Source organism: Variovorax sp. Sphag1AA, assembly GCF_014192575.1.
In the GTDB taxonomy this organism is placed as follows: Bacteria; Pseudomonadota; Gammaproteobacteria; order Burkholderiales; family Burkholderiaceae_C; genus Variovorax.
This window is the reverse complement of record NZ_JACHYC010000001.1, coordinates 1,138,270-1,164,771: the sequence shown is the minus strand read 5'-3', so window position 1 is coordinate 1,164,771 and position 26,502 is coordinate 1,138,270. Positions and strand designations below refer to the sequence as shown.

At 67.0% G+C, this 26,502-nt stretch carries 25 protein-coding genes; 13 read left to right on the top strand and 12 right to left on the bottom strand.

Annotated features, from left to right (window positions below; genetic code table 11):
• Positions 1–54 precede the first annotated feature (54 nt).
• The 4 genes from tcuA to FHW64_RS05645 all read left to right on the top strand — a co-directional run bounded on the left by tcuA (position 55) and on the right by FHW64_RS05645 (position 4,049).
• On the top strand, positions 55–1,467 hold the full coding sequence (tcuA, locus tag FHW64_RS05660; protein ID WP_184523833.1) for an FAD-dependent tricarballylate dehydrogenase TcuA: 1,413 nt from the start codon (positions 55–57) through the stop codon (positions 1,465–1,467).
• Complete coding sequence (gene tcuB / locus FHW64_RS05655; RefSeq protein ID WP_184523831.1) at positions 1,454–2,641, top strand: tricarballylate utilization 4Fe-4S protein TcuB; 1,188 nt, start codon at positions 1,454–1,456, stop codon at positions 2,639–2,641. The genes tcuA and tcuB overlap by 14 nt, the downstream gene beginning before the upstream one ends.
• Before the next feature lie 29 nt (positions 2,642–2,670).
• A complete protein-coding gene (locus FHW64_RS05650) occupies positions 2,671–3,648 on the top strand; it encodes a tripartite tricarboxylate transporter substrate binding protein (protein ID WP_184523829.1) in 978 nt (325 codons plus the stop codon).
• Between the two features lie 86 nt (positions 3,649–3,734).
• Positions 3,735–4,049, top strand: a complete 315-nt coding sequence (locus FHW64_RS05645) for a cupin domain-containing protein (RefSeq protein ID WP_184523827.1) — start codon at positions 3,735–3,737, stop codon at positions 4,047–4,049.
• 13 nt (positions 4,050–4,062) lie between these two features.
• On the opposite strand, the gene FHW64_RS05640 is transcribed toward FHW64_RS05645, so the two are convergent.
• Positions 4,063–5,019, bottom strand: coding sequence for a GNAT family N-acetyltransferase (locus FHW64_RS05640; RefSeq protein ID WP_409350596.1), 957 nt, complete (start codon positions 5,017–5,019; stop codon positions 4,063–4,065).
• A 149-nt stretch (positions 5,020–5,168) separates the two neighbouring features.
• Here FHW64_RS05640 and FHW64_RS05635 point away from each other — a divergent pair, with 149 nt between their 5' ends.
• Together FHW64_RS05635 and FHW64_RS05630 are read left to right on the top strand one after the other, a co-directional pair.
• Positions 5,169–7,526 (top strand): YgiQ family radical SAM protein, encoded by a 2,358-nt coding sequence (locus FHW64_RS05635; protein WP_184523824.1) that lies wholly within the window; start codon positions 5,169–5,171, stop codon positions 7,524–7,526.
• A gap of 41 nt (positions 7,527–7,567) precedes the next feature.
• Positions 7,568–8,479, top strand: coding sequence for a hypothetical protein (locus FHW64_RS05630; protein WP_184523822.1), 912 nt, complete (start codon positions 7,568–7,570; stop codon positions 8,477–8,479).
• Positions 8,480–8,491: 12 nt separating this feature from the next.
• Here FHW64_RS05630 and FHW64_RS05625 read toward each other — a convergent pair whose 3' ends face one another.
• Both FHW64_RS05625 and FHW64_RS05620 read right to left on the bottom strand, forming a co-directional pair.
• Positions 8,492–8,938, bottom strand: a complete 447-nt coding sequence (locus FHW64_RS05625) for a universal stress protein (RefSeq protein WP_184523820.1) — start codon at positions 8,936–8,938, stop codon at positions 8,492–8,494.
• A 112-nt stretch (positions 8,939–9,050) separates the two neighbouring features.
• Entirely contained in the window at positions 9,051–11,285 is a 2,235-nt protein-coding gene (locus tag FHW64_RS05620) for a glycoside hydrolase family 28 protein (protein ID WP_184523818.1), read from the bottom strand.
• A 560-nt stretch (positions 11,286–11,845) separates the two neighbouring features.
• Between FHW64_RS05620 and FHW64_RS05615 the strand changes: the two genes are divergently transcribed.
• Positions 11,846–12,559: a hemerythrin domain-containing protein gene (locus FHW64_RS05615; protein WP_184523816.1), complete on the top strand. Its 714-nt coding sequence runs from the start codon at positions 11,846–11,848 to the stop codon at positions 12,557–12,559.
• Between the two features lie 10 nt (positions 12,560–12,569).
• Here FHW64_RS05615 and FHW64_RS05610 read toward each other — a convergent pair whose 3' ends face one another.
• The 3 genes from FHW64_RS05610 to FHW64_RS05600 all read right to left on the bottom strand — a co-directional run bounded on the left by FHW64_RS05610 (position 12,570) and on the right by FHW64_RS05600 (position 14,818).
• A complete protein-coding gene (locus FHW64_RS05610; RefSeq protein WP_184523814.1) occupies positions 12,570–13,925 on the bottom strand; it encodes a GAF domain-containing protein in 1,356 nt (451 codons plus the stop codon).
• Positions 13,926–13,938: 13 nt separating this feature from the next.
• Entirely contained in the window at positions 13,939–14,442 is a 504-nt protein-coding gene (locus tag FHW64_RS05605; RefSeq protein WP_184523813.1) for a hypothetical protein, read from the bottom strand.
• Positions 14,443–14,521: 79 nt separating this feature from the next.
• Positions 14,522–14,818, bottom strand: a complete 297-nt coding sequence (locus tag FHW64_RS05600; protein ID WP_184523811.1) for a LysR family transcriptional regulator — start codon at positions 14,816–14,818, stop codon at positions 14,522–14,524.
• A gap of 145 nt (positions 14,819–14,963) precedes the next feature.
• Here FHW64_RS05600 and FHW64_RS05595 point away from each other — a divergent pair, with 145 nt between their 5' ends.
• From FHW64_RS05595 to FHW64_RS05575, 5 genes are all read left to right on the top strand, one after another.
• The gene (locus tag FHW64_RS05595; protein ID WP_184524298.1) at positions 14,964–15,944 is read left to right on the top strand and encodes a tripartite tricarboxylate transporter substrate binding protein; all 981 of its coding nucleotides are present in this window, start codon (positions 14,964–14,966) and stop codon (positions 15,942–15,944) included.
• A gap of 79 nt (positions 15,945–16,023) precedes the next feature.
• A complete protein-coding gene (locus tag FHW64_RS05590) occupies positions 16,024–16,767 on the top strand; it encodes an NADPH-dependent F420 reductase (RefSeq protein ID WP_184523809.1) in 744 nt (247 codons plus the stop codon).
• The gene (locus tag FHW64_RS05585) at positions 16,764–18,095 is read left to right on the top strand and encodes an NTP/NDP exchange transporter (RefSeq protein ID WP_184523807.1); all 1,332 of its coding nucleotides are present in this window, start codon (positions 16,764–16,766) and stop codon (positions 18,093–18,095) included. Before FHW64_RS05590 ends, FHW64_RS05585 begins: the two co-directional genes overlap by 4 nt.
• Positions 18,083–18,979 (top strand): aldo/keto reductase, encoded by an 897-nt coding sequence (locus FHW64_RS05580; RefSeq protein WP_184523805.1) that lies wholly within the window; start codon positions 18,083–18,085, stop codon positions 18,977–18,979. The genes FHW64_RS05585 and FHW64_RS05580 overlap by 13 nt, the downstream gene beginning before the upstream one ends.
• A gap of 73 nt (positions 18,980–19,052) precedes the next feature.
• On the top strand, positions 19,053–19,436 hold the full coding sequence (locus FHW64_RS05575) for a hypothetical protein (protein ID WP_184523803.1): 384 nt from the start codon (positions 19,053–19,055) through the stop codon (positions 19,434–19,436).
• 24 nt (positions 19,437–19,460) lie between these two features.
• Here the strand turns inward: FHW64_RS05575 and FHW64_RS05570 are convergent, their stop codons facing one another.
• Complete coding sequence (locus tag FHW64_RS05570; protein WP_184523801.1) at positions 19,461–20,336, bottom strand: CoA transferase; 876 nt, start codon at positions 20,334–20,336, stop codon at positions 19,461–19,463.
• Positions 20,337–20,446: 110 nt separating this feature from the next.
• On the opposite strand from FHW64_RS05570, the gene FHW64_RS05565 reads away from it, so the two are divergent.
• Entirely contained in the window at positions 20,447–21,349 is a 903-nt protein-coding gene (locus tag FHW64_RS05565; protein WP_184523799.1) for an SDR family NAD(P)-dependent oxidoreductase, read from the top strand.
• A gap of 9 nt (positions 21,350–21,358) precedes the next feature.
• Here FHW64_RS05565 and FHW64_RS05560 read toward each other — a convergent pair whose 3' ends face one another.
• The 5 genes from FHW64_RS05560 to FHW64_RS05540 are packed head-to-tail and all read right to left on the bottom strand — an operon-like array spanning position 21,359 to position 26,487.
• Entirely contained in the window at positions 21,359–22,288 is a 930-nt protein-coding gene (locus FHW64_RS05560; protein ID WP_311733257.1) for an EamA family transporter, read from the bottom strand.
• Positions 22,285–23,292, bottom strand: coding sequence for an SDR family oxidoreductase (locus FHW64_RS05555; protein WP_184523797.1), 1,008 nt, complete (start codon positions 23,290–23,292; stop codon positions 22,285–22,287). Before FHW64_RS05555 ends, FHW64_RS05560 begins: the two co-directional genes overlap by 4 nt.
• 29 nt (positions 23,293–23,321) lie before the next feature.
• Positions 23,322–24,242: a bile acid:sodium symporter family protein gene (locus FHW64_RS05550; RefSeq protein ID WP_184523795.1), complete on the bottom strand. Its 921-nt coding sequence runs from the start codon at positions 24,240–24,242 to the stop codon at positions 23,322–23,324.
• Positions 24,243–24,254: 12 nt separating this feature from the next.
• Positions 24,255–25,574 (bottom strand): NAD(P)-binding domain-containing protein, encoded by a 1,320-nt coding sequence (locus tag FHW64_RS05545; RefSeq protein WP_311733256.1) that lies wholly within the window; start codon positions 25,572–25,574, stop codon positions 24,255–24,257.
• A 46-nt stretch (positions 25,575–25,620) separates the two neighbouring features.
• Entirely contained in the window at positions 25,621–26,487 is an 867-nt protein-coding gene (locus FHW64_RS05540) for an SDR family oxidoreductase (RefSeq protein WP_184523793.1), read from the bottom strand.
• Between the last annotated feature and the right edge of the window lie 15 nt (positions 26,488–26,502).

The following is a 26,502-nucleotide window of genomic DNA, read 5'->3' as shown; positions in this document are numbered from 1 at the left end:
GTCGCCCGGCGCGGTTCGTTCCTAGAGTTGAGCTCCTCGCGAGGAGACAACTGAATGGTCGATGTCCTGGTCGTTGGCGGCGGCAACGCAGCGTTGTGCGCGGCCCTGATGGCACGAGAAGCCGGCGCCAGCGTCCTGCTGGTCGAGGCCTCGCCGCGCGAATGGCGCGGCGGCAATTCCCAGCACACGCGCAACCTGCGCTGCATGCACGACGAACCGCAGGACGTGCTGGTCGACGCCTACCCCGAGGAGGAGTACTGGCAGGACCTGCTCAAGGTGACGGGCGGCGTGACCGACGAGCACCTCGCCCGCATTGCGATCCGTGCGTCGTCGAACTGCCGCGACTGGATGCGCAGCCACGGCGTGCACTTCCAGCCGCCGTTGTCGGGGGCGCTGCACGTGGCGCGCACGAATGCCTTCTTCATGGGCGGTGGCAAGGCGCTGGTCAACGCCTATTACCGCAGCGCCGAGAAGCTCGGCGTGCACATCCGCTACGACACGCCCGTCGTGTCGGTCGAACTCGACGGTGACCGTTTCGTCGCCGCGTTGACCGCAAGCGGCGAGCGCATCGAAGCGAAAAGCTGCGTGCTGGCAGCGGGCGGCTTCGAGTCCAACCGCGAATGGCTCAGCGAAGCCTGGGGTGTGAACGAACGCGGCGAGCGTCCGGCGGAGAACTTCCTGATCCGTGGCACCCGATTCAACGAAGGCGTGCTGCTCAAGGCCATGATCGACGCCGGCGCCGATTCGATCGGCGACCCGACGCAGGCGCACATGGTCGCGATCGACGCGCGTGCACCGCTGTACGACGGTGGCATCTGCACCCGCATCGATTGCGTTTCGCTCGGCGTGGTGGTCAACCGCGAGGCGAAGCGCTTCTACGACGAAGGCGAGGATTTCTGGCCCAAGCGCTATGCGATCTGGGGTCGTCTGGTGGCGCAGCAGCCGGGGCAGATCGGCTATTCGATCATCGACCGCAAGGCGATCGGCCGCTTCATGCCACCAGTGTTTCCGGGCACCGTGGCGGACAGCCTGCCTGAGCTGGCGCGCAAGCTGGGTCTGCCGGAAGAGGCGTTCGTCGAAACGATCGGCGCCTACAACGCGGCGTGCCGCGTCGGCAGCTTTGATCACACCGCGCTCGACGATTGCCACACCGAGGGCTTGACGCCCGCCAAGACGCACTGGGCTCGGCCGATCGACACGCCGCCTTACTACGGCTATCCATTGCGGCCCGGCGTGACCTTCACCTACCTCGGCCTGCGTGTGAACGACGAGTCGGCCGTGCACTTCGACGGCCGTCCGAGTCCGAACCTCTTCGTCGCTGGCGAGATGATGGCCGGCAACGTGCTCGGCAAGGGCTACACCGCAGGTGTCGGCATGTCGATCGGCACGGCTTTCGGTCGCATTGCGGGCACGCAGGCCGCCAAGGCTGCAATGGCCGCGAAGGAGGCTCAGCATGCACTCGCTTGATGCCCTGACGCGCGAAGCGGCGTCGCTCGCGAGCGGTGGTGGACGCGCCGTGATCCCGATCCTGAGCGAACGCGAGGCCGAGGTCGGCCGCCAGATGCAGATCTGCAATGCCTGCCGCTATTGCGAAGGCTTCTGCGCGGTGTTCCCCGCAATGACGCGACGGCTGGAGTTCGGCCGCGCCGACATTCACTTTCTCGCCAACCTTTGCCACAACTGCGGCGCCTGCCTCCACGCCTGCCAGTACGCACCGCCGCATGAATTCGCGGTGAACGTGCCGCGTGCGATGGCCGAGGTGCGCGGCCAGACCTATGCCGACTACGCCTGGCCGCCGGCGCTGGGCAAGCTGTACCAGCGCAACGGGCTGACGCTGTCGCTCGCGTTGGCGGCGGGGTTGGCGCTGTTCCTGATGCTCGCAGTGGCGTTCAAGGGCACGCTGTGGGGCGCGGGATTGGATGGCAACTTCTACAACCTCTTCCCGCACAACCTGCTGGTCAGCTTGTTCGGGCCGGTGTTCTTGTTCGTCGTGTTCGCACTGGGCATGGGCGTGACGCGCTTCTGGCGCGAACTGAAGCCTGCGACCAGCGGCGCGCCGCTCAATGCGCCTGCCGCGGCCGAAGCGACCGATGCGGTGCTGCGACTGAAGTATCTCGATGGAGGGCACGGCGAGGGCTGCCATGACGAGGACGACGCGTACACGCTGCGACGCAGGCGCTTCCACCACTTCACGTTCTACGGCTTCCTGCTGTGCTTCGCGGCCACCTGCGTGGCGACGCTCTATCACTACGTCTTCGGGTGGCACGCGCCCTATGAGCTGCCGAGTCTGCCCAAGCTGCTCGGCGTGGCTGGTGGCGTGAGCCTCATGGTCGGCACTGCGGGGCTCTGGCAGCTCAACCGCCGACGTCATCCGCTGCAATCCGACGCCGCGCAGAAGCCGATGGATCTGGGTTTCATCGCCTTGCTGTTCCTCACCAGCGCGAGTGGCCTTGCGCTATGGCTCGGTCTTGGAACGCCCGCGCTCGCGCTGCTGCTGTGCGTGCACCTCGGTGCGGTGATGGCGCTCTTCGCCACGCTGCCCTACGGCAAGTTCGCGCACGGCATCTTCCGCACCGCCGCGCTGCTGCGCCACGCGGTGGAAAAGCGCCTGCCGAATCCGATCGGCCTTGGCGCCGATTGACGACTTTCAACAAGAACCCAGGAGACACGATGAACAAACGACAAGCGAGACTCGCCGGCGTACTTTTCACCAGCGCGCTGCTGCTGGCCGGCCCGGCTCGAGCAGAGGGCTTCGCGCCGACGAAGCCAGTCACGATGGTGGTCGGCTTCGCCCCCGGCGGTGCAGCCGACGCGGCGGCGAGACTGATCGCCAAGAAGCTCGGCGAGAACATCGGCCAGACCGTGATCATCGACAACAAGGCAGGTGCTGGCGGCAACATCGCGCATCAGTTCGTGGCAACCGGACCGGCCGACGGCACGATGCTGCTGTTCGGCTCGGTCGGGCCGCTGACCATCGCGCCGCATGTGATGAAGGTGCGCTACGACCCGTTCAAGGACCTCGCGCCCGTCTCGGGCGGCGTGAACTTTCCCAATGTGCTGGTGGTGCACAAGGGGCTCGGCGTGAAGACGCTCGCCGAATTCGTCGCGCTGGCAAAGAAGAAGCCGGGCGGCGTGGATTTCGCGTCGACCGGTGCGGGCTCGGCCTCGCATCTGGCCGGGGAACTCTTCAACCAGCGAGCAGGCATCGACATGGTCCACGTGCCATACAAGGGCGGGGCGCCTGCGATGCAAGACCTGATCGGCGAGCGCGTGGCGTCGTACTTCTCGGCGCCGCCTACGGCACTGCCCCAGGTGGAGGCCGGTCGGCTGATCCCGCTCGCCACGACCGGGCTGACGCGGCCGGCCTACATGCCGGACATCCCGACCGTGGCCGAATCGGGCTACCCGGGGTTCGAGGCGCTCAACTGGTACGCCTTCGTCGCGCCGGGCAAGACACCGGCGCCGATCCTCGACCGCTGGAACCAGGAGATCGTCAAGGTGCTCAACGACCGCGAGGTCAAGGACGCGCTGAACAAGCACGGACTGACGCCTCAACCGACCACCCGGGCCGAACTGACTGACTTCATGCGCAAGGAAGACGCCAAGTGGGGCAGCATCGTGCGCGATCGCAAGATCACCGCCGATTGAGGCGTCGGCGCTAGCCGGGGATTGCAGGCAGGGGTAGAACCGGGGCTGCGCGATTCGCTCGCGAAGACGTGGCCAAGGAGTTCCCCATGAGCAACGACGACCTGAAAGGCTTTCCGGCATCCGCCAAGACCTTCGAGGATTTCGAGGCCTCGGCGCGTGCGCTCGGTTTCGACGAAGCGCTGATCCGTGAGTGGGCGCCGATGACGGTGCTCGACGAGCACACGCATCCCTTCGACGCCAATGCACTGGTGACGCAGGGGGAGATGTGGCTGAGCTGCGGCGGTGATACGCGCCATCTGGTCCCGGGCGACACCTTCATGGTCCCGACGGGCACGCCGCACGCGGAGCGCTACGGGTCGCAGGGCGCGACTTATTGGGTCGCGCGGCGCAACCCGCGTTGAGATCGGGCGAGGCTCAGAGCTTCAGTTCCCAGGTCTCGCCGACGAGCTGCTGGCCGAAGCCCTCGTAAGGCTCGGACTTCACCAGCTTGAACCCGCGCCCCGCGTAGATCGCGCGTGCCGCGGTGAGGCAGCTGTTGGTCCACAGCACCATCTTCTTGTAGCCCTTGCTGCGCGCGAAGGCCAGGCACTCGTCCGTGAGCCGGCCGCCAAGCCCGAGGCCGCGCGCCTGCGGCGTCAGGATCAGCATGCGCAACTGAGCGGTGGTTGCCGATTTGCGCACGACAAAAACCGCGCCGACGCGCTCGCCGTTCAGCTCGGCGATCCAGCAGCGCTCCCATGCGGGCTGGAACTTCCGCAGGTACTGCCCGGCAATGTCGGCCACCAGTGCTTCGAAGTCGCTGTTCCAGCCGTATTCGCGTGCGTAGACCTCGCCGTGCTGCTGCACCACCCAGCCGATGTCGCCGGGTGCGGGGTCGCGCAGGATGGCGGTCTGCGCCTTGACCGGCGGCGCGGCTGCGGGGGCCAGCAGTTGCTGCACCGTGCCCATCGCGCCGATGAGTTGTGCACGCTGTGCGGTGGAAAGCGGCGAGAGGAGGGCGGCTGCTTCGTCGCGGGACTTCTGCTGCAGCGGCGCAAAGGCCGCATGGCCGGCTTCGGTCAGGCGCAGCAGGCTCTGACGCGCGTCGCGGGGGCTGGGTTCGCGTACCAGCCAGCCTTGCGCCTCGAAGCGGCGAAGGATGCGGCTCAGGTAGCCGCCGTCCAGATGCAGGTCCTTGCCGATCTCGCTGGCAACCGGCGACTCGCGGTGCGCGAGCTCGTAGAGCACACGGACGTCCGTGAGTGACATGTCGCTGCCAAGGTAGGGGTCGAGTACGCCGATTTGGCGTGTGTAGAAGCGGTTGAACTGGCGGATCGCCTTGACGGCAGAAACGTGAGCGGTGTCCGGAGGGGGAGTGGTGACGGCATCCATGCTTGCCATTGTCAATCGATTGATTGACAAAAGCAACTAATAAGGATCCAGAACGGGAATGCGGGAATCGCCTTTAGGGCGACAGTTCCAATGGAAAACCCTAAAATCGCGGGTTGCCCACGAGGCCCCCGCGGCCGAATCCACCCCCGATGAACGCCCCCGTCGACGTCTCCTTTTTCACGCGCGCCGCCAAGCCGCTGACCAGCTACCGCAAGTACTGGGCGGCCCGTTTCGGCACGGCCAAGTTCCTGCCGACCTCGCGCGCCGAGATGGAGGCCCTCGGCTGGGACAGCTGCGACATCATCGTCGTCACCGGCGACGCCTACGTCGACCATCCGAGCTTCGGCATGGCGGTCATCGGGCGCATGCTCGAGGCGCAGGGTTTTCGCGTCGGCATCATCGCGCAGCCCGACTGGCAGAGCGCCGATCCGTTCAAGGTGCTCGGCAAGCCGAACCTGTTCTTCGGCGTGACCGCCGGGAACATGGATTCGATGATCAACCGCTACACCGCCGACCGGAAGATCCGCAGCGACGACGCCTACACGCCCGGCGACGTCGGCGGCCATCGCCCCGACCGCGCGGCGATCGTCTATTCGCAGCGCTGTAAGGAAGCCTGGAGCGACGTGCCGATCGTGCTCGGCGGTATCGAGGGCTCGCTGCGCCGCATCGCGCATTACGACTACTGGCAGGACAAGGTTCGCCGTTCGATCGTGGTCGACTCGAAGTGCGACCTGCTGCTCTACGGCAATGCCGAGCGCGCGATTGTCGAGATCGCGCATCGCCTGGCGGCGCGCGAGCCGGTGCACCAGATCACCGACGTGCGCGGCACCGCCTTCGTGCGGCGCGAGACCCCTGAAGGCTGGTTCGAGATCGATTCGACGACTGTCGACGAACCGGGCCGTGTCGAGGCGCACATCAACCCCTATCTGATGGTCTCCGAGCAGGCGAAGGCCAACGGCGCAAGCTGCGCGCGCGAAGAAGAGGCGCAAGCCGTCGCCGAAGCGGCGGAAGCAGCGGGTGCTGCCAGCGTTGCCAACGCGGCGATCAAGCCGATCCAGTTCGTGCCCAACCCGGCGCTGCAGGGCAAAGGCAAGGTCAAGGTGCCGCCGCGCGACCGCTCGGTGATCCGCCTGCCGTCGTACGAGCAGGTGCGCGCCGATGCGGTGCTCTACGCACACGCCAATCGCGTGCTGCACCTGGAGACGAATCCCGGCAATGCCCGTGCGCTGGTGCAGGCGCATGGCGAAGGCACCACCGCGCGCGACGTGTGGATCAACCCGCCACCCATCCCGCTGACCACCGCCGAGATGGACCACGTGTTCGATCTGCCGTATGCGCGCAGCCCGCATCCGCGCTACGCCGACGAACACGGCAGCCACGACGGAGCGACCAAGATCCCGGCGTGGGAAATGATCCGCTTCAGCGTGAACATCATGCGCGGCTGCTTCGGTGGCTGCACCTTCTGCTCGATCACCGAGCATGAGGGGCGCATCATCCAAAGCCGTTCGGAAGACTCGATCATCAAGGAGGTCGAAGCCATCCGCGACAGCGTGAAGGGCTTCACCGGAACCATCTCCGACCTCGGCGGGCCGACCGCGAACATGTACCGCATCGGCTGCAAGTCGCCCGAGATCGAGGCTGCCTGCCGCAAGCCGAGTTGCGTCTACCCGGGCATCTGCCAGAACCTCAACACCAACCACGACCCGCTCATCAAGATCTACCGCCGGGCGCGCGCTCTCAAGGGCATCAAGAAGATCCTGATCGGCTCGGGCCTGCGCTACGACCTCGCGGTGCAGTCGCCCGAGTACGTCAAGGAACTGGTGCAGCACCACGTCGGCGGCTATCTCAAGATCGCGCCCGAGCACACCGAGCAGGGCCCGCTCACGAAGATGATGAAGCCGGGTATCGGCAGCTACGACCGCTTCAAGCAGATGTTCGAGAAGTACTCGGCCGAGGCGGGCAAGAAGCAGTACCTGATTCCGTACTTCATCGCGGCGCATCCCGGCACCAGCGACGAAGACATGATGAATCTCGCGCTGTGGCTCAAGCGGAACGGCTTCCGCGCCGACCAGGTGCAGACTTTCTATCCGTCGCCCATGGCCACCGCGACGGCGATGTACCACTCCAACAAGAACCCGCTGCGCAAGATCACGCGCGACAGTGAGACGGTGGACATCGTGCGCGGCGAAAAGCGCCGGCGGCTGCACAAGGCGTTCCTGCGCTATCACGATGCCAACAACTGGCCGCTGCTGCGCGAGGCGCTGAAGTCCATGGGCCGCGCCGACCTCATCGGCAACGGCAAGCATCACCTGATCCCGACCTGGCAGCCGCTGACCGACGGCAGCTACGAGAGCGCGCGCCGCAAGAACTCCACGCCGGTCGCGCTCAAGACCGCGAAGCCCGTCAAGGGGCGCATCCTCACGCAACACACGGGCTTGCCGCCGCGCGAGACTGGCGCGGGGCGCACCAAGCCGTCCCCGGCCAAGCCGATCCGCAAGGGGCGATAGGCCGGCAGACCGCGACACCGTACGCGTGTATGGTGTCGCCCATGCACAAACCGCTGGCTGCGCTTTTCGTCCGTTTCGGTTTCTGGCTCATCCTTGGCGCGACGGCGCTGGGCGCGATCGACGCGCATGCGAAGCTCGAAGCGGGTTCTGCGCAGGCGATGCGCGATCTTCAGCAGAAGTACGCCGACCAGCTTGCCAACAGCCCACTAAAGCGTCCGGTCGTCATCGACTCGGTGGAAACCGACGGCGGCTTGCAGGGCGATATCTACGCGGTGGTCGATCACCCGATCGACGAGGTGCGCCGAGCGCTCGAGCGCTCGTCCCAGTGGTGCGACATGCTGGTGCTGCACATCAACAACCGCCGCTGCCGCGCGATGCGTTCGCCCGAAGGCGAGAAGCTCACGCTCAGCGTGGTGCCGCGCTATGACAAGCCGATCGAGCAGGCTTTCGAGCTCACCTTCGTCCACCGCGTCGCGCATTCGACGCGCGACTACCTGCAGGTGGAGCTTCATGCCGAAGAGGGCCCGATGGGTACGAGTCAGTACCACGTGATGCTTGAAGCGGTGCCGCTCGGCGAGCGCCAGACCTTTCTGCACTTCGCTTACGCCTACGACCACAACATGGTCGCGCGACTCGCCACCATGGCCTACCTCGCGACCTTCGGCAGCGACAAGGTCGGCTTTACCGCGGTGGGCAAGACGGCCGAGGGCAAGCCCGAGTTCATCAAGGGCCTGCGCGGCCTGATGGAGCGCAATGCCATGCGCTACTTCCTCGCGCTGGATGCCTACCTCGACGGTTTCGCGGCGCCTGCGCCGGAGCGTGCCGACAAGCGGTTGAACGCATGGTTCCAGTCGGTCGAGCAATACCCGACGCAATTGCACGAGGTCGACCTCGCGACGTACCTCGCGGTCAAGCGCGAAGACCGTCAGCGCGACGCGGCAGGCGCGCGCTGACGCCCGTTGCCTTCAGCGCAGCACCAGCACCGGCGTGTGCGAGTGCGTCAGCACGTGCAGCGTCTCGCTCCCCATCAGCAGGCGCTTGATGCCGCGCCGGCCGTGCGAGGCCATCACGATCAGGTCGCAGTGGTGCACGCGTGCGGCCTCGATGATGGCCTCGGAGATGAGCTCCGCCTGCATCACGATCCCGCGCGCGCTCTTCACGCCACGGCTGCTGGCCGTGGCCGTGACGGCATCGACCACGCGTTGCGCCTCGGAGTCGGCCTGCTCGCGCAGGTGCGATACCTCGGCCTGGCTCAGCATGATCGAGCCTTCGAAGTAGCTTGCGGGATAGTGATGCACCACCTTGACGGCGAGGAGCTCTGCCTGTGTCAGGAGAGCCAGATCGATGGCGCTGTTGATCGCCAGTTCCGACAGCTCGGAGCCGTCGGTGGCAACGAGGATGCGTTCATACATGGCGTTGCTCCCCGGACGGGAGACGCCCGCCCGCACGCTCAGCGTAGTACGGGCGGGCGCAGGGGGCAAGGCGCCGGCTGGCGTCTAGGCGGGGCCGCCTAGCGCCGCGGGGTCACTGGCTGACCCAGTGCGTGCCGAAGGGGTTCGATGCGCCGATGGACGGGAAGTCCACGAAGGCCTGGCTGCAGTCGAGCACCTTGTCGACGTTGACCTTCAGGCTGGCTTCGCCGTTGACCACGATGCGATTGGCGGTCGATGCCTGGATCGGCAGGTTCACCGTGTCGAGCGTGAGATTCGCGTCGGAAGAGATCAGCGAGATCTGCGACGGATCGTCCGCGGCCACTTGCGTCATCGACATGACCAGCGGGTAGGCCGGCAGGTAGCCCGTCGGATAGGCGGCGGTCGGCGTGAAGTAGCCGCCGGTGTTCGCCGCGAAGCCCTGCAGCTTGACCTTCGATTCGCCCAGGATGCGCACGTTGCTCAGGGTGATGTCATGGAAGTTCGGCACCTTCGGCACGCCGCCCGACAGCGCCTTGGTGCTGTAGTAGGGCGTGAAGAGCAGGGCGTTCTGCGCGTTCTTGATGCAGATGTTGCGGTAGTTGATGTTGCTCACTTCGCCGCCGCGTGCGTAGTCGGACTTGATGCGCAGGCCTTCTTCCGAATTGAGGAAGGAGTTGTCGTAGACCTCGACATTGGTCACGCCGGCGTTGGTCTCGCTGCCCACCGAGATGCCGTGGCCCCAGTAGATGTGGTTGTGCGCCACCACGATGCCGTAGGCCCGGTCGCTGCGCTTGCCGCGATTGCCGTCGATGCCGAAGCCGACCGCGTTCGGGTTGTTGCTGCCCTTGAGCGCCATGTCGTCGTCGCCCGTGCTTACGTAGTTGTAGGCAAAGACGAAGTTCTTCAGGTAGCCGTCGAAGGACATCTTGGTTGACGAAGTCGTCGTGCTGCCGGTGGTGAGCGCGTTGGACTTGGCGCTGGACGCAGAGCCCGGATCGAAGGCGTCGGTGTTCTTCACGTTGTCGGCGTTGAAGGTCTCGCCGGTGTAGAGCGGATTGCCGTTGCCTGCCGGGTTGGCGAAGGCCGCCAGCGTCGGCGTCTGCACCTTGACGTTCCACACCGTCAGGCCGTCGACGCCACTGGGCACCACGTGGAAGTTGGCGCTGTTGTTCAGCGTGATCTTGTAGAGCGTCAGGTTCTTGGCGTAGTTGAAAACCATCATCCGGAAGTTCGACTGCGAGCCCGAGCCGGTCGTGCCGTTCTGCACCATGTTGCCGAGATAGGCGAGGTCCCACCACGTCATGTTGCGCACCGAGGACTTGGAGTCGACGAAGGTCCCGCCGTTGTCGCACGGCGTGCCGTCCGGCGCCTGCGTGCTGGGCGAGGTCGCGTAGGCGGCGTAGGTGTTCGAGCAGCTCAGGTCCACCTTCATGATCGGGTAGAGCGCGTTGGTGGTGACGATCTCCGCATAGGCGCGGCTGTCGATGCTGCCTTCACCGACGACGGCGGAATTGACGAGGTAGTCGCCGTTGATCAGCGCCTTGCAGTTGCCGGAACTGCCGGCGTTCGTCGCACTTGTTGCCGTGTTGCCGCAGTACTTGTTCGAGGCGGCGAGATAGGCCATCACGTCACGCGTGGCGTAGAGCGTGGCGCCCTTGTCGATCCAGAGCGTCACGCCAGAGGGCAGGGTGAGCGGGCCGGAGATAAAGCCGTTGCCCGGGCCGCTGCTGTTGACCGTCAGGCGTACCGCGAACTTGGTCGGCTTGTACTGCGGCTTGGCCAGCTCTTCGCCGCTGGCGCCCGCGATGTTGATGTTGGGCAGGGCGGCCGTTTTCTGGTCAGCCGTTGCCGAGGCATCCGCGGCGAGGATGGCCGCGCCGACTTCCGCGTTGACTGCCGCGCCGCAGGCATCGAGCGCTGCCTGGATACGTGCCTGGTCCGGGTTGGCCGTGGCCGCGCTGACGGCCTTGCCGACGCCGGGCGTCGACGGGTCCGCTTCGGGCGGCAGTGCGCCGTCCGGACGTCGCACGAGGTTGTTGCTGGCCTCGAGCGTCGCGCAGACCTGGGCGTCGGTCGGCAGCGTCGGTTCAGGCGGAAGAGCCGGGTCGAATGTGGTGGTGCCGACCTGGAAGGCGTTCTTCTGGGCAACCGACGAATCCGAGGACGTGGCGGGCGCGGTGACGGGCGTCTGGGTGCTGGTCGTAGCCGAGCTGGCCGGCAACGCGGCGTTGCCGCTGCTTCCGCCGCCGCAGGCTGACAGCAATGAAGCCGCGACCAGCGTCGCGAGCGGAGCCGCGAGCGCCAAGGTCCAGCGTGCGGAATGAGGGTTTCGGGTAGACGTCTTCATCGGAGGTCCTCTTGCGGTAGTAGTTGTCGGAAAGCGGGGACGTGGCCTGCCGCCGCCGCGGCCGGGAAGGCGGCGAACGGGCGTGACTCATCGCGGCGCGCAGCGAAATCGCAGTGCGCCGGAAGCGGATCCGGTGAGGGGATTCAGCGCCGGGGCGGGGCGGCGCTGCAGCGGCAGGTCGGGGGTGGGAGGGCTTGTCTCATGTGTGTACTTTTGAAATTCATCAACTGTTGTCGTACAACTGGGCGAATTTCATCAGAGCGGATTTCGTCTGTCAATGGGGTCAATTTCATAGTGGAAACCCCCATGTCTCGAAGATTGGAGCTGGCTGATTTAGTGGCCCAAGTTGTACGATGTCCTAGGATGACTGACGTGATTTGGAGACATTCGTCTTCATCGGCCAACCCCGCTGGCTAATTAGCCTAGACCGTTATTTAAGGTTTGCTGAGGGGTTCGTTAAGCAATTCTTAGCGGCGCGAAAGAGGCCCGATTCCTAGACTTTCTTCCCAGCAGGAGAGCGCACGGTGCGACCTCCGCTGAACCGGAAAAGAAGGACTCCCATGAACATCGATCCGCGCGAAATGCGCCAAGTCGCGGCGGTCTCCGCCCCCCGTGTTGACATGTATGCCGGCATCCACAAGGCCCTGCGCGCGCTGATGGCGGACACCCTCCTGGCCCTGGGGCGCATGGACCATGACGACGGTCTCGAACTCGCGCAGACCACGCAACGCGTGCTGGAACTGCTCGAGTTCTGCCGCGCGCATCTCAAGCACGAGAACGACTTCCTGCACGCCGCGATGGAATCGCGTGCCGCCGGCTCCAGCGGGCGGATCGCGCACGAGCACGAGGAGCACGTCGAGGCGATCGATGCACTCGCCAACCAGACGACCGCGCTGCTGCAGTGCGACCTTGCATTGCGTGCCGAACGCACGCTGGCGCTGTACCGGGCGCTGTCGGTCTTCATCGCGCACAACTTCGAGCACATGCACGTGGAAGAGACCGCGCACAACGCGGTGCTCTGGGCGCGCTTCACCGACGCGGAACTGATGGAGATCCACGGCGCACTCGTCGCCTCGATTCCGCCGGAGGAAATGATGTTCGTGATGCGCTGGATGGTGCCCTTCATGAACCCGGCCGAGCGCAGCGCGATGCTCGGCGACATGCGCGCCCATGCGCCCGCGCCGGCCTTCGCCGCGGCGCTCGACGTGGTGCGCCCGCACCTGACCGAGCGCGAATGGGTCAAGCTCGCGGCGAGCCTGAACCTGCCCGCGTGATCGCGGCGGCTCAGCCGGCGATTTCGGTGAGCGTGACCGGCCGTTCCACCCGCAGCCTGAAGCGCCCGCGGCCGGTCTTCTCGATGCGCAGATGCGGGCTGTTCTCGGCGAGCCGCCGTTGCAGCAGCACCAGTCGCGCTTCGAGGTTGTCCGCCAGGTCGGGCAGTCGGATGGAAGGGTCGAGCCGCAGCTCGCGGTTGGTGAACTCGGTGCGGCCCTGCTCCGAATACTCGCGCAGCAGCTTGCCGAGAATCGCGCCGGCAACGCCCTTGATGAGGTAGCTGTCGGCGACGAACACGCTGTTGTTCGCGAGGTAGTGGCGCACCGGCAGCGGCGCGCCACTGGCCGATGGCGCGACGGGCGGAGAGGCTTCCTCGACGGCGACCGGCTCGTCGACCGCACGCAGCAGTTCCAGCGCGGCGCCGAGATGGCTCGCGACCGCGACCAGCGCATCCTCGTCCTCGAAGCTGAAGCGCAGTTCCGTCGGGCTTTCGACGAACAGCGCGCCGAGCAGCCGTCCGCCCGAAACGATCGGCGCCGCGAGTTGGCTGTGCGGTTCGGCCAGGCCGGGGAATGGGATCTCGGTGTCGAGCGCAATGTCCGGCTCGGTCGCGCGCAGGCTGCTGCGGACCGCATGGCTGTAGCTCGCCGCGTTCGTCATGTGGCTGATCCGCACCGGCGTCCGTTCGCGCGCGGCGACACCGATCACGCCGTGTCCCATCTCGATCTCCGAGCCGATGCCGGAAGTGGCATAGCCGCAGCTCGCCACTGTGTAGAGGCGCTGCGTGGCCGAATCCAGCATCAGCACCATCGCATGGTGCACACCGAGGTGGTCGTTGAGCGCGGCGAGCGTCGTCTGCAGGAGTTCGTCGGTTGCGCAGCACCCGGCCATGCGCTCGGCTGCGCGGCGTACACCGGCGAGCAGGCCGGGCTTGGGATGGGAGACCGGTGCGAGCCGTTCGCCTTCGACGCTCTCGACCGCTTCGACTTCGTACACGTCGGAGCCCAGCAGGCGGAACACGCCCGCCATGCCCGAATGCGACGCGATGCCGGCGAGCTGCGCCTTCATGCGCTCGAACAGCGCGCCGCCGGATTCGGTCCGCAGGTAGCGCAGCCGCAGCCGGTAGAACGCCGCGGCGACCGGGTCCATCATCAGCACGTTGGCGTAAGGATTGGCGAGGATGTTCTTCCGCGTCTTGTTGAAGAACTGATACGAGAGCGCGACATGCCGGTCGTCGACGTAATGCACTTGCGAGATATAGGCCACGTTGGGTGTGCCGTCCTCGCCGCAAGTCGCCATGATCGCGGGGATTGCGCCCTCGAAGCAGGCGCGGATGTCGTTCAGTGATGGTGGGCTGGTGCTCATCGCGGTCGGTGCGTCATGCCGACGCCGGGAGCGCGCTGCCGGCCTTGGGACCGGGCGTCTGGTCGAAGGCTTCGACGGGCGTGAAGCTGATCGCCACCAGATCGTCGAGGCGGTAGGACAGCATCGCCCGCACAAAGGGCGCGTCGATGCCGACCGCGCCGACTTCATCCTCCATCGAAGCCAGGTAGCGGTGCAGGACGGGCAGGTCCGCTTCCTCCGCGGGTCGCAGCGCGGCTTCGCTTGCCTTGACCTGCACGGTGCGATGGCTCAGGGGCTGGCTGAAGACCACTGCGACGCGGCCGGTGGCCGCCACGTCCTGCAGGAGTTGGCGCGACTGGCCGCGCGCGACGAAGACGGTGATCTGCATGCCGTCCGCCGAGATGCGCGTGCCGACGGCGCGCATGAGGCTCGGGCGCAGCGCCGCGTCGCGCGACGCCACGATCGCGGACACGCCTTTGTCGATCAGCGCGATGTGCTCGGGACTCAGCAGCGGACGGGGTGGGGCGACGTCGGTCATGAGGTGGCCGGGAAAGAGACGGGATTTTGATTCAAAAGTCCTCTTTCCCGACAGTCCTTCCGCCCCAGCCCCCGCGCCGTCAGGCTCGCCAGCGTGTGCGCCGCTTCGTCGGCGGCGGCGGGTGCTGCGTCGGCGGGGCGAACACCAGCCGCAGGGATGCCTCCAGGGCCAGCGCGCGCTCGGTGGGCGCCATGCGCGGGCCGTCCTTCAGGAGCAGGGGGTCGCCGAAGATCCTGCGCAGATGCCGCAGGGCGGTGTCGACCGCGTCCCGCGACCGGCCCAATCGCGTCGCTGCGCGCGCAAGGCTGCGCTCATCCATCAGCGTGCTGAAGACGCGGAGCAACTCGACGTCGGTGGTGTCGTTGGGGCGTGACATGGCGTTCGTCGCACAGCCTTGGTGCCGCGATGCACCGGCGCCGATCGCCGATGGCCTCGGAGGCAGGTTTGGCCGTGCTCCGGCCATGAAGCAAGCGATTGGCGTGCCATGGCCCGCGCGGGCATCGGTCTTGCTGCGCCAGCGCATGACCACCATCCCCCATCCGACGCGCCGTGGCGCACTCCAGCTTCTGGCAGCCGGCGCTGCCGCTTTGGCGCTGCCGGCGTTCGCCCAGTGGCCTGACAAGCCGATCAAGATCATCGTCACCTTTCCGCCCGGCGGCTCCAGCGACATCCTCGCGCGGATCATGGCCGAGCAACTCGCAAGGAAGCTCGGGCAGCCGGTGGTGGTCGACAACAAGCCGGGCGCGGGCGGGACCATCGGCGGCACGCTGGTCGCGAATGCGCCGGCCGACGGCTACACCTTCATGCTGTCGAACACCACGCCGATCGCGCTCGGCCCGTTCCTCCTCGACAAGCAGCCTTACGACCCGGTAACCGCGTTCACGCATATCGCGTCACTCGGCTCGGCACCGCTGGTCATCATGGCGAGCAAGCAATCAGGCATTGCGAGCTTCGCCGACCTCGAAGCGCGCGCCCGCAAGGACGGGCGGCTCGACTTCGGCTCCGGCGGCCCGGGCTCGATCGGCCATGTCCACGGTGAACTCATCCGGAAGATCACCGGGGCCAACCTGGTCCACGTGCCCTACCGCGGCGGTGCGCCGATGACGACCGACCTGATCGCCAACGTGATCCCGGTCGGCATCGATGTCATCACGGCCTACGTGCCGTACTTCAAGGGTGGACAGCTCACGCCGCTCGCGGTGACCAGCACCACGCGCTCGCCCTTGACGCCCGATGTGCCCACGATCGTCGAGCTGGGCCAGCCCAAGCTGGTGCTGGAGAACTTCTTCGGACTCAGCGGGCCCGCCAAGCTGCCGCCAGACATGGTCGCGAAGCTCAACAGTGCGTGCGACGAGGTGCTTGCAATGCCGGACGTGCAGAAGAAGCTGGTCGAGCTCGGCATCGTCGCCAAGCCGGAGAGCACGGCGCGCTTCGAGGCGATCGTGAAAGAGCAGGTCGGTGTGCTGGCCCCGACCGTAAAGAGCGCCGGCATCAAGCTCTGAGTGGCTTTACACGGGAGCCGCTTGCGGCCGCAGGTGCGCGGGAAGATGATGCCGGTTCGCTGGACCCAAGGAGGTTCCGATGCTCCGACATTCACGTCCCGACCCCGTCCGCCGCGGGCTGTTCATCGCGGGTGGCTGTGCCGTGCTGGTGGCGCTTGCGCCGCGCAGTGCGGCGGCGCAGACAGCTTCCGGCATGCGCATCGGCATCATCGGCGCGGGCCGCATCGGCGGCACCATCGGTGGACTGTGGGCAAAGGCCGGACATCCCGTGATGCTCTCGTCGCGCCACCCGGAAGAACTCAAGGACCTTGTCGCGAGCCTCGGTCCGCTCGCCAAGGCGGGCACGGTGGCCGAAGCGATCGCATTCGGTGACGCTCTCTTCATCGCGGTGCCCTATGGTGCGCTGCCGCAGATCGGCAAGGACTACGGCGCTTCGATGAAGGGCAAGATCATCCTCGATGCGTGCAATGCCGTGGCCGGGCGCGATGGCAGCGCAGTGGCCGACGAGGTCGAGCAGGAAGGCATCGGCGTGGTGTCGCAGAAGTACCTGGGCGGCGCGCGGCTGGTGCGAGCGTTCAACACCATGTCCTACACGATCTTCGCGCGCGAGGCCAACCGCCCGCCGCCGAGGCTCGCCATACCGATCGCCGGTGACGACCCCGAAGCGGTGAAGGTCGCGGCGGCGTTGGTTACCGACGCCGGCTTCGATCCGGTGGTGGTCGGCAAGCTGGCCGATGCGCGCAAGTTCCAGCGCGGCGGGCCGGGCTACGGTCAGTCGGTGAGCGCGGCTGAACTCAGGCAGAAGCTGTCGCTCGCACCATGACGTCGCAGGAGCCCTGGCTGCGGCGAGTGGTTCCGGCCACACCGCAGGAGCTGGCGGCTGCGTTGTGGTCCTTCGGCTATTTCTTCGCGCTGCTCGCGGGCTACTACGTGCTGCGGCCGCTGCGCGATCAGATGGGCATTGCAGGCGGCACGCGGGCACTGCCGTGGCTCTTTACCGCCACCTTCGTGACGCTGCTCGCGGCGCAGCCGCTCTACGGTGCGCTGGTCGCGAAGTTGCCGCGCGCGCGGTTCATTCCCATCGTCTATCACTTCTTCGTGCTCAACCTCGTGGTGTTCTGGGTGCTGCTCGCGATGAACATCGCGCCGGTGATCGTGGCGCGCGTGTTCTTCGTCTGGGTGAGCGTGTTCAACCTGTTCGCGGTGGCGGTGTTCTGGTCCTTCATGGCGGACCTCTTCACGAGCGAGCAGGCCAAGCGGCTCTTCGGGTTCATCGGCGCGGGTGGGACCGCCGGTGCGCTGCTGGGGCCGACGATCACCATCGCGCTCGCGGTGCCGCTCGGGCCGCACAACCTGCTGATCGCGGCGATCGTGTTCCTGGAGATCGCGGTGTTCTGCGCGCACCGGCTCGAACGAAGCGTCGGCGTGCGGCAGGACGGGCCGCGCGAGCCGGCGCGCGTGGGCGGCAGCGCATTCGCGGGCATCTACAAGATGTTCCGCTCGCCGTACCTGCTGGGCGTGGGCGCGTGGGTCAGTCTGCTGTCGTTCGGCGCGACCATGCTGTACTTCATGCAGGCGAACGTGGTGTCGGCGACGATCAAGGGCGCCGGCGAGCAGACGCGCATCTTCGCGAGCATCGACCTCGCCGTCGGACTGCTGACGCTCGCGACGCAGGTCTTTGCCACCGGGCGTTTCCTGCAGCGCTTCGGAACCGGCATCGCGGCGGGCGCGCTGCCGGCGGTCTACATCGTCGGCTTCCTGGCGATCGCCTGGTCGCCGGGCCTGGCGGTCGTGCTCGTGTTCCAGGTGCTGCAGCGCTGGATGAACTTCGCGATCGCGAATCCGGCGCGGCAGGTGTTCTTCACGGTCGTCGACCGCGAGGACAAGTACAAGGCCAAGAACCTGATCGACGTGGTGGTCTACCGCGGCTCCGATGCGCTTTACGGCTGGGTCTACGACGCGCTGCACGCGGTGGGGCTCAAGCTTGGTGCGATTGCGCTGTGCGCGCTGCCGGTCGCGGCGGTGTGGCTGGTGCTCTCGGGCGCGCTGGGGCGCACGCATGAACGCCGCGCAGCGCAGTCCGCCGGTGATGCGCCGGCGCCTGCTTCGACTCCGTTGGGAAAACCGGGAGAACCGTCATGGCATCGATGACACGGCGGAGTTTTTCTGCGCTCGCTGCCGGGGCGCTGTGGCCGCTCGCCGGCCTGGGACAGGGCAAGGAGGCCGCGCTCGTCACGCGCGCCATTCCATCGAGCGGGGAGCGCATTCCCGCGGTGGGCCTGGGAACGGCCATCGTCTTCAACAACGACGACCCGAAGATCCGCGAGACCGCGACGCAGATCCTGCGCACGCTGCTCGACAAAGGAGGAACGCTCGTCGATACCGCCTCGACCTACGGTGACGCCGAACTGGTGCTGGGGCAAGCGATGCCTGCGGCGGCGTCGCGCGACAAGTTCTTCGTCGCGACCAAGCTGGAGTCGCCCGACCCTGCCGAGCTGGAACGTTCGCTGACCCGGCTCGCCACCCGCCGCGTCGATCTGCTGCAGCTTCACAACGTGCGGAACCCCGGACAGTCGCTGGCCCAGTTCAAGACGTGGAAGACGCAGGGCGTGTGCCGCTATGTCGGCATCACGTCGACCTCGGAGCGGGCCTACGACGCGGTCGCGTCGGTGCTGCGGCGAGAGAAGCCGGACTTCGTGCAGATCGATTACTCGCTCGACAACCGCGAAGTCGAGGATCGCATCCTGCCGTTGGCAGCCGAGGTTCGCGCGGGCGTGCTGACGGCGCTTCCCTTTGGCCGCGGCCGGCTGTTCCGGGCGGTGCGCGGGAAGTCGCTGCCAGACTGGTCGACGGACTTCGCCGAAAGCTGGGCCCAGTTCTTCCTGAAGTACCTGCTGGGCGACGAACGCGTGACGGCGGTGATTCCGGGCACGTCCGATCCGGGGCACATGGCGGACAACCTCGGTGCAATGCGCGGCCGCTTGCCCGATGCGGCTGAGCGCAAGCGGATGGTCGCGTTCGTGCAAACCCTGTGACGCCCGCTTGGGGGCGCCCTGAACTTGGGTGATCCGCCTGAAGTCCAAAGCGGGTATCCAGCGGAGGTGCTCCATGACGAGACTCGCACGGGCCCTGATGGTGGCCGCCGTGGCTGGCGGCGTGACGATAACCAGCCTGGCTTTCAACGGCATGCAAGGCGGCGGCGCCGGCGGCGGGGCACGCGGGATGCGCGGAGGCGGTGCGCATGCGGTGGGCGTCATGCCGGCGCGCAACGCGGTTTTCGTGCATCCGGGCTTCCCGGGACGGCCGGTGTTCGTCACCCATCCCGGTTTTCCGCATCGCCGGTTCATCGTGGCGGGCGGCCCGGTCTTCTTCGGACCGCCGCCGGTTGTTTTCGTGAGCGGCATTCCGGCGCTCTGGTATTGCCAGAACCCGATCGGCTACTTCCCGACGATCCAGGCCTGTCCGGTTGGCTGGATCGAGATGACGCAGTAGCGCGATCCGGCGCTATCGGCCAGCTCAGCCTGGCAGCGTGAGCAGCGGCACGTCGCGTTCGCGCGCCATGGCCTCCAGTTCCGCGCGGGTTCGCGCGGCGATCCAGCGCGCGATCGCTTGGTGCGTCTCGGCAGCCGCCATGTCCTTTGACGCCGTGCCCGCCGCTTCGCAGAGGCGGGCGGCGAAATGCGGCTCCAGTGCGGCCACGGCCACGCGGCCATCCGCGCACGGGTAGATGCGATAGCCGGCATGCGCGCCACCGACTGCGCCGCTGGGCGTGGTGAGTCCCCAGATGCGCGGCAGCGCCAGCCAATCGGCAGCGGCATTGAGCGCGACTTCAAGGTAGATGCCGGCGCGCGGCGACGACGCCTTGTGCAGCACCGCCTTCAGGACCGCCTCGCTCGCGAGCATCGCGCCGCCCATGTCGGCGTACAGCGTGGGCGGCAGATCCATCCCCGTGACGAGTCCGCTCTCGGCGAGATAGGTGAGGTCGTGCCCGGGCTCCTCGGCGCGATCGCCGGGTGCGCCGACGATCGCGACCTGCGACAGCGTCGGATGCCGCGCCTGCAGCTTGCTCCAATCCAGTCCCAGTTTCGAGAGCGCGGAAGGCCGGAACGAAGTCAGCAGCACGTCCGTCGATTCGAGCGCCCGATGCAGGTGCTGCTGGCCGGCCTCGGTCTTGAGGTCGGCGACTTCGATGGCCACGCCTTCGTGCATTGCCGCGTAGGCTGCCCGGTTGTAGTGGCCCATCGGATCACCCGAAGGCGGCTCGAGCTTGGTGCAGGTCGCGCCCATCGCGCGGCAGCGCATCAGCGCAGCGGGGCCGGGCAGGTTGAGCGCGAGACTCAGCACGCGAACGCCGTCCAGCGGCGCGAAGACTTCTACGGTGGAAGAGGGCATGGAGCGGATTCCCGGTTGAAAACCTGCCCGGGAGCTTACCGGTTCGCGGCTGGCGATCTACGATGCGCGCTGCACATTCCGTTCAATCCGACGAATCGAAGGAGACCCGCATGTACCAATCTGATCTGATGGCCGGCCAGCGCATTCTGGTGACCGGCGGCGGCACCGGCCTCGGCCGCGCGATGTCCGAGCGCTTCCTGAGCCTGGGCGCCGACATTGCGATCTGCGGGCGGCGCGAGAGCGTGCTGGAGGAAACCGCGAGCGAGTGGCGCAAGCAATTCCCCGGGCGACGCGTCGATACGTTCGGGCTCGATATCCGCAACGCACAAGCGGTGGAAGAGATGGTGGAAGCCCTCTGGCAGTCAGGCGGCTTGAACGGGCTGATCAACAACGCGGCGGGCAATTTCGTCTCGCCGACCGAGGCCCTCTCGCCGCGCGCCTTCGATGCGATCGCGAACATCGTCTTCCACGGCACGTTCTACGTCACGCAGGCCGTGGGCAAGCGCTGGATCGCCGAAGCGAAAGCCGGCAAGTGGAAGCACGGCGACCCGTACCGCAGCGTGATGAGCATCATCGTCACCTGGGTCGACAACGGTGGCCCCTACGTCGTGCCCTCGGCGATGAGCAAGGCGGGCATCGAGGTGATGACGAAGTCGCTGGCGATCGAATGGGCGCGCCATGGCATTCGTCTCAATGCGGTCGGGCCGGGCGAGATCCCGACCGAAGGCATGAGCAAGCGCCTGAACCCCGGCGAGGAGCCCGGCGCGCGCAGTAAGGCGCTCAACCCGATGGCGCGCACCGGCGAGATGAGCGAGTTGCAGAACCTCGCGACCTTCCTCATGGCGCGCGGCCAGTGCGACTGGCTCAACGGCCAGAGCATCATGATGGACGGCGGCGGCGCGCTGGCCACCGGCGGCAACTTCTACGAACTGCGCCAGTGGAGCGATGCGGAATGGCTTGCCGCGCGCGAGCGCATCGAGGCGCAGAACCAGAAGGACAAGGCGCAGCGCTGATCGCCGCGATCAGGCGCGCTTCGGATCGCGCAGGAACGCCAGGGCGCGTGCGCCGAAGCCCTGGTTGATCATCAGCCCGAGCAGCACCGCGGCGGTGCCGAGCCACTGCGCGGGGCTCGGGCGTTCGCCAAAACAGATGGCGGCCGCTGCCAAGCCGACGACCGGCACCAACAGCGAGAACGGCACCACGCGGCCGGCCGGGTGACGCTGCAGCAGGCGCGTCCACAGCGTGTAGGCAAGCAGCGTCGCGAACCACGCGAGATAGAGCACCGAGAGCACGGCGCCGAGGTCGAGGTTCGCGAGCTGGTGCATCACCGTCGACGGACCTTCCATCGACACCGCGAAGACCGCGAAGGGCACGATCGGCACGAGGCTGCTCCACACGATGAAGCCGAACGGGTCGTAGGCGGGGACCGCCCGCGTCGCGAAGCGCACCACGATGTTCGAACTCGCCCACATGAAGGCGGCGGATAGCGTGAGGATGAAGCCGATGAGGGTCATCTGCCCTGGGCCTTCACCATGCGCGGTCGCGATCAGCACGAGGCCCGCGAGCGCGACCGCGATGCCGATCCATTGCCTGCGGTGCGCGCGTTCGCCCAGCAGGGGCGCGGCGAGCATCAGCGTGAAGAAGGCCTGCGTCTGCATCACCACCGAGGCCATGCCCGCCGTCATGCCGAGCTTCAACCCGAGGAAGAGAAAGCCGAACTGGCCGAGTCCCTGCGCGAGCCCGTAGGCCAGCAGGTAGCGCCACGGCAGTGCCGGCCTGCGGACGAAGAAGAGCAGCGGCAACGACGCGGCGGCAAACCGCAGAGAGCCGAGCAGCATCGGGCTCAGCTCGCGCAGCCCGAGCTTCATCACGACGAAGTTCAGGCCCCAGATCACCACCACCGCCAAAGCGCGGCCGAGGTCTGCGCGGCTGAGGCCTGTCTGCGTGCTCACGCGTTCGCCTGCGCAGGTTGCGACTGCGCGCGGGCTTCGCGCGCCGCCTTGTAGGCAAGGAAGGCTTCGAGACTGGTCTTGCGTGGCACGTAGCCGAAGTCGTCCTTCAGCCGCTTGTTCGACAGCACCGGCCGGTAGCGCAGGAAATCGAGTTGCTCGGGCCCATAGCGCGTCAGCCCCAGGTGCGAGCCGATCGTGAGCGCGATCTTCAACAGCGATGCGGGCAGCACCAGCATCGGCTTGTGCAGGATCGATGCGATCTGCGACAAGGTGAGCGCGCCGTCGCCCGCCACGTTGAAGCAGCCGGCGCGGCCGGTGGTGATCGCGTGGATCACGCAGCCGGTCACGTCCTCGTCCCAGATGAAGACGAAGGGGCTGTCGCTGCCGCGGATCGCGAGGATGCGGGGCTTTTCGAACAGTGCCGTGATCTGGTTGTGCACGTTCTCGCCGAGGATGGTGCCGATGCGCAGCACCGTCTGGCGCAGCGCCGGATGCGACACGCGGTAGGCGGCGAGCATCTCTTCCACCAGTCGCTTGTGGTGCGAATAGGCGAAGGCCTGGTTGCCGCGCAGCGCATCGTCTTCGTCGATCCACGCGGGGTTGTCGGAGTGGTAGCCGTAGGCCGCACCGCTCGACGACACCACGATGTGGCTGACGCCATTGGCGATACAGGCTTCGAGCACGTTGCGCGTGCCCAGCACGTCGACCGAATACTCGAACTGCCGCGTGCTGCCGCGCCCGGGCGTCACGATCGAGGCGAGGTGCACCACGGTGTCGATCGCGTGCTCGCCGAGCGTGACGCCGATCTCCGGCGTGCGCACGTCCTGCACTGCGTAGACGACGCCAGGCAAGCGCCGGTCGGCCGGCACTTCGCGAACGTCGAGCGCGACCACGTGCTGGATGTCCGGCAGGCGCGAGAGCGCGGCCACTACCGTGCGGCCGAGAAAACCATCGGCGCCAGTGACGAGCACGCGGCGGGCCGCGAGGGGCTTGGAAGCTTCCATGAAAGGGACTCGGGAAAAGGAATTCGGATTCAGGCCGACCGCACGGCCGTTGCGGGCAGTGGGCGACGTGCCCACCACGCGGCGAGCGCGAGGCCCGCGATGATGTCCCAGAAGCCCCACACGCCGGCGACCACCGCCATGCCGCCGAGGCCGCCGAAGAAGCTGAAGATCAACACCAGACCGAGGCCCGCGTTGCGGATGCCGACCTCGAAGCTGACGGCGCGGCGATCGTATTCGCCAAGCCCGGTTGCTGTGGCGCATGCGTAGCCGGTCGCGAAGGCGAGCGCGTCATGCAGCACCACGGCCAGGAGCACGAGCCCGACGTAGTCGAGGAAGTAGCGCCAGTTGCCTGCAATGGCCGCGAGGATGAAGCCGATCAGGCAGATGAAGCTCATGATCCGCACCGGCTTCTTGATGCGTTCGGTGAGCTTCGGCAGGTAGTGCGCAAAGGCAATGCCGATCACGAAAGGCGCGCCGATGATCGCGACGATGTGCATCACCATCTCGCCCGGATCGAGCGCGATGGTCTTCAGCAGCGGCGCGGCGGTCGGATGGATGCTGCCCCAGAACGCGAAGTTCAGCGGCATCACGAAGATGGAGATGAGGTTCGACAGCGCCGTCATCGATACCGACAGCGCCACATTGCCGCCCGCGCGATGCGTGAGGATGTTCGACACGTTGCCTGGCGGGCAGCAGGCCACCAGGATCATGCCCAGCGCGATGCTCGGCGCGGGCTTGAGCAGCAGCGTCAGCACGAAGGTGACCGCGGGCAGCACGATGAACTGCGCCGCGACGCCGACCGTCATCGCGACCGGCATGCGCATCACGCGCTTGAAGTCGGCGATGCGCGTGTCCAGCGCGATGCCGAACATCAGGAAGCCCAGCACCGCATTGAGCAGCACCAGCGATGCCGGGTTGAAGTTCAGGCGTATTTCGTCGACTGGGATCATTGGCGGTTCTCCTCAGGCGAGTGCTGCAGAAGCCTCGCGCACTGCGCGGCGGTAGGTGTCCTTGTGCACGTAGTAGGACATGCGTTCCAGCTTCAGGTACTTGTAGCCGCCGGAGAGATCGGGCGTCGGCCCGCATTTCGCGTGCTTCAGCGCGGCGGCCTGCGGGCGGCCCTCCGACTGCGCCTTGAAGTAGCGCGCGACCAGTTCGGCCTGTTCGTACCGACCTTGCCAGCCGATGCCGCTGGCCTCGATCATGCCGAGCACTGCGAGGTTGTCGAAGCCCGGCGCGAAGATGTTCAGGTACAGCTTCGGCGCCATGCCCTGCCAGTTGAGCCAGGTGCGGTCGATGAAGGGGTAGTGCAGCTTGTAGCCGGTGGCGCAAAGGATGAGGTCGTAGTCGCGCGCGGTCCCGTCCTTGAAATGCACCGTGTCGCCGTCGAGGCGCGCGATGTCGCCGCGCACGGAGATGTCGCCATGGCCGATGTGATGCAGCACCAGCGAATTGACCACCGGGTGTGATTCATACATGCGGTAGTCCGGCTTCGGAAAACCGAAGCGCACCGGATCGCCGGTGAACCACTGCAGCACCTTCGCGTCGAGCCGCTGCTTGATCCACGCTGGCAGCGGACGTTTGCCGCCCAGCGTGTCGGCCGGCTTGCCGAAGATGTACTTGGGCACGAAGTAGTAGCCGCGGCGCACCGAGATGTCGACGCTCTTCGCGTAGTGCACCGCATCGACCGCGATGTCGCAGCCGCTGTTGCCGGCGCCGACCACCAGCACGCGCTTGTCCTGGAAGAGGCTCGCGTGCTTGTACGCGGCGGTGTGCAGCAACTGGCCGTTGAAGCGGCCTTCGAAGCGCGGCATGCTCGGCTCGGACAGCGTGCCGTTGGCAATGATCACGCCCTTGTATTCGGCGGTCTCGATGCGGCCGCCGCCGACATCCACGCTCACGCGCCAGAGCGTCGATGCGCTTTCGGTCACTGGCTCGACGCGGATCACGCGAACGCCGAAGCGGAAATGCTGGCGCAGGCCGAAGTGGTCCGCGAAGTCGCTGAAGTAGCGGCACAGCTCGGTGTGGCTCGGGTAGTCGGCCACGGTTTCCGGCATCGGGAACTCGGCGAACTCCGTGGTGCGCTTGGACGAGATCAGGTGCGCCGACTGGTAGACGGTGCTGCGCGGGTTGTTGATGTTCCACAGACCACCCACGTCGTCGTAGGCCTCGAATCCCTGGAACGGGATGCCGAGCTTTTGCAGGTTGCGCGCGCCGGCGAGGCCGGAGGGACCGGCGCCGATCAGGGCGATTTGCTTGTGGGTAGGCACGAGGGCGGACACAGGTTGACTCACGGGAAAGGAACGGAGAGTAGCGGGAGCGCGCGTTTCAGCGCGCGCGGAAATCAGGGTCGGGTGCCGGGGCTTCCGGTCCGCGATGAGGCGTGGACGCTGCCTTCAAGCCGGGGATGGGCGTGGAGCCCGATTCGCCGGCGCGTGGTTTGCGCGGCTGCCGCAAGAGGAGGGCGTCGTGCCATGCCTCGGGCAGCAGGTCGAGCGCGGAAGCCAGCCAGCCCAGCCGGCGCGGCAGCACCAGTTCTTCGTCGCCGCGCGAGATGGCGCGCAGGATCGCGGCCGCCGCGTCTTCCGGCGCCATCAGCCCGGGCATCGCGAAGCGGTTGCCGGCGGTGAGGGCCGTGCGCAGGTAGCCGGGGTTGACCGTGCAGACGCGCAGGCCGCTCGGACGCAACTCGGCGCGAAGGCTTTGCAGGTAGCGGATCAGGCCGCCCTTGCTGGCGCAGTACGCGCCATTGCCTGGCAGGCCTCGCCGGCCTGCGAGGCTGGCGATGCCGACCAGCGTGCCGCGACCACGTGCGCGCATCGGGCCGACGAAAGGCTGGAAGGTGGTCGCGACGCCGAGCAGGTTGATTTCAAGAATCCGCCGGAACACCGCGAGGTCCGAAGCCTCGGCGGTGTCGAAGCCGCCGGCCACGCCGGCATTGGCGATCACGGCATCGGGTGTGCCGAAGCGGGTGGTCCAGTCCTGCGCCATCGCCTGCATCGCGGCGCTGTCGCTCACGTCCGGCGTGTAGATCGCGCAGCGGCCTGGGGCTGTCGCTGCCAGGGTGTCGAGCAACCCGGCGTTCAACCCGACCAGCGCCACCTTCGCGCCGCGCGCCAGCGCCTGCCGCGCCAAGGCGTTGCCCAGGCCGCCGCATGCGCCGGTGATCACGAGGTTGTCGGGAGAAAAAGTCATGGAGACGTTCGTTTA

Bases quoted from the DNA above. Each gene is read 5' to 3' on its own strand.
- tcuA (WP_184523833.1), top strand. From the start codon at position 55: ATGGTCGATGTCCTGGTCGTTGGCGGCGGCAACGCAGCGTTGTGCGCG.
- tcuB (WP_184523831.1), top strand. From the start codon at position 1,454: ATGCACTCGCTTGATGCCCTGACGCGCGAAGCGGCGTCGCTCGCGAGC.
- FHW64_RS05650 (WP_184523829.1), top strand. From the start codon at position 2,671: ATGAACAAACGACAAGCGAGACTCGCCGGCGTACTTTTCACCAGCGCG.
- FHW64_RS05645 (WP_184523827.1), top strand. From the start codon at position 3,735: ATGAGCAACGACGACCTGAAAGGCTTTCCGGCATCCGCCAAGACCTTC.
- FHW64_RS05640 (WP_409350596.1), bottom strand. From the start codon at position 5,019: ATGGATGCCGTCACCACTCCCCCTCCGGACACCGCTCACGTTTCTGCC.
- FHW64_RS05635 (WP_184523824.1), top strand. From the start codon at position 5,169: ATGAACGCCCCCGTCGACGTCTCCTTTTTCACGCGCGCCGCCAAGCCG.
- FHW64_RS05630 (WP_184523822.1), top strand. From the start codon at position 7,568: ATGCACAAACCGCTGGCTGCGCTTTTCGTCCGTTTCGGTTTCTGGCTC.
- FHW64_RS05625 (WP_184523820.1), bottom strand. From the start codon at position 8,938: ATGTATGAACGCATCCTCGTTGCCACCGACGGCTCCGAGCTGTCGGAA.
- FHW64_RS05620 (WP_184523818.1), bottom strand. From the start codon at position 11,285: ATGAAGACGTCTACCCGAAACCCTCATTCCGCACGCTGGACCTTGGCG.
- FHW64_RS05615 (WP_184523816.1), top strand. From the start codon at position 11,846: ATGAACATCGATCCGCGCGAAATGCGCCAAGTCGCGGCGGTCTCCGCC.
- FHW64_RS05610 (WP_184523814.1), bottom strand. From the start codon at position 13,925: ATGAGCACCAGCCCACCATCACTGAACGACATCCGCGCCTGCTTCGAG.
- FHW64_RS05605 (WP_184523813.1), bottom strand. From the start codon at position 14,442: ATGACCGACGTCGCCCCACCCCGTCCGCTGCTGAGTCCCGAGCACATC.
- FHW64_RS05600 (WP_184523811.1), bottom strand. From the start codon at position 14,818: ATGTCACGCCCCAACGACACCACCGACGTCGAGTTGCTCCGCGTCTTC.
- FHW64_RS05595 (WP_184524298.1), top strand. From the start codon at position 14,964: ATGACCACCATCCCCCATCCGACGCGCCGTGGCGCACTCCAGCTTCTG.
- FHW64_RS05590 (WP_184523809.1), top strand. From the start codon at position 16,024: ATGCTCCGACATTCACGTCCCGACCCCGTCCGCCGCGGGCTGTTCATC.
- FHW64_RS05585 (WP_184523807.1), top strand. From the start codon at position 16,764: ATGACGTCGCAGGAGCCCTGGCTGCGGCGAGTGGTTCCGGCCACACCG.
- FHW64_RS05580 (WP_184523805.1), top strand. From the start codon at position 18,083: ATGGCATCGATGACACGGCGGAGTTTTTCTGCGCTCGCTGCCGGGGCG.
- FHW64_RS05575 (WP_184523803.1), top strand. From the start codon at position 19,053: ATGACGAGACTCGCACGGGCCCTGATGGTGGCCGCCGTGGCTGGCGGC.
- FHW64_RS05570 (WP_184523801.1), bottom strand. From the start codon at position 20,336: ATGCCCTCTTCCACCGTAGAAGTCTTCGCGCCGCTGGACGGCGTTCGC.
- FHW64_RS05565 (WP_184523799.1), top strand. From the start codon at position 20,447: ATGTACCAATCTGATCTGATGGCCGGCCAGCGCATTCTGGTGACCGGC.
- FHW64_RS05555 (WP_184523797.1), bottom strand. From the start codon at position 23,292: ATGGAAGCTTCCAAGCCCCTCGCGGCCCGCCGCGTGCTCGTCACTGGC.
- FHW64_RS05550 (WP_184523795.1), bottom strand. From the start codon at position 24,242: ATGATCCCAGTCGACGAAATACGCCTGAACTTCAACCCGGCATCGCTG.
- FHW64_RS05540 (WP_184523793.1), bottom strand. From the start codon at position 26,487: ATGACTTTTTCTCCCGACAACCTCGTGATCACCGGCGCATGCGGCGGC.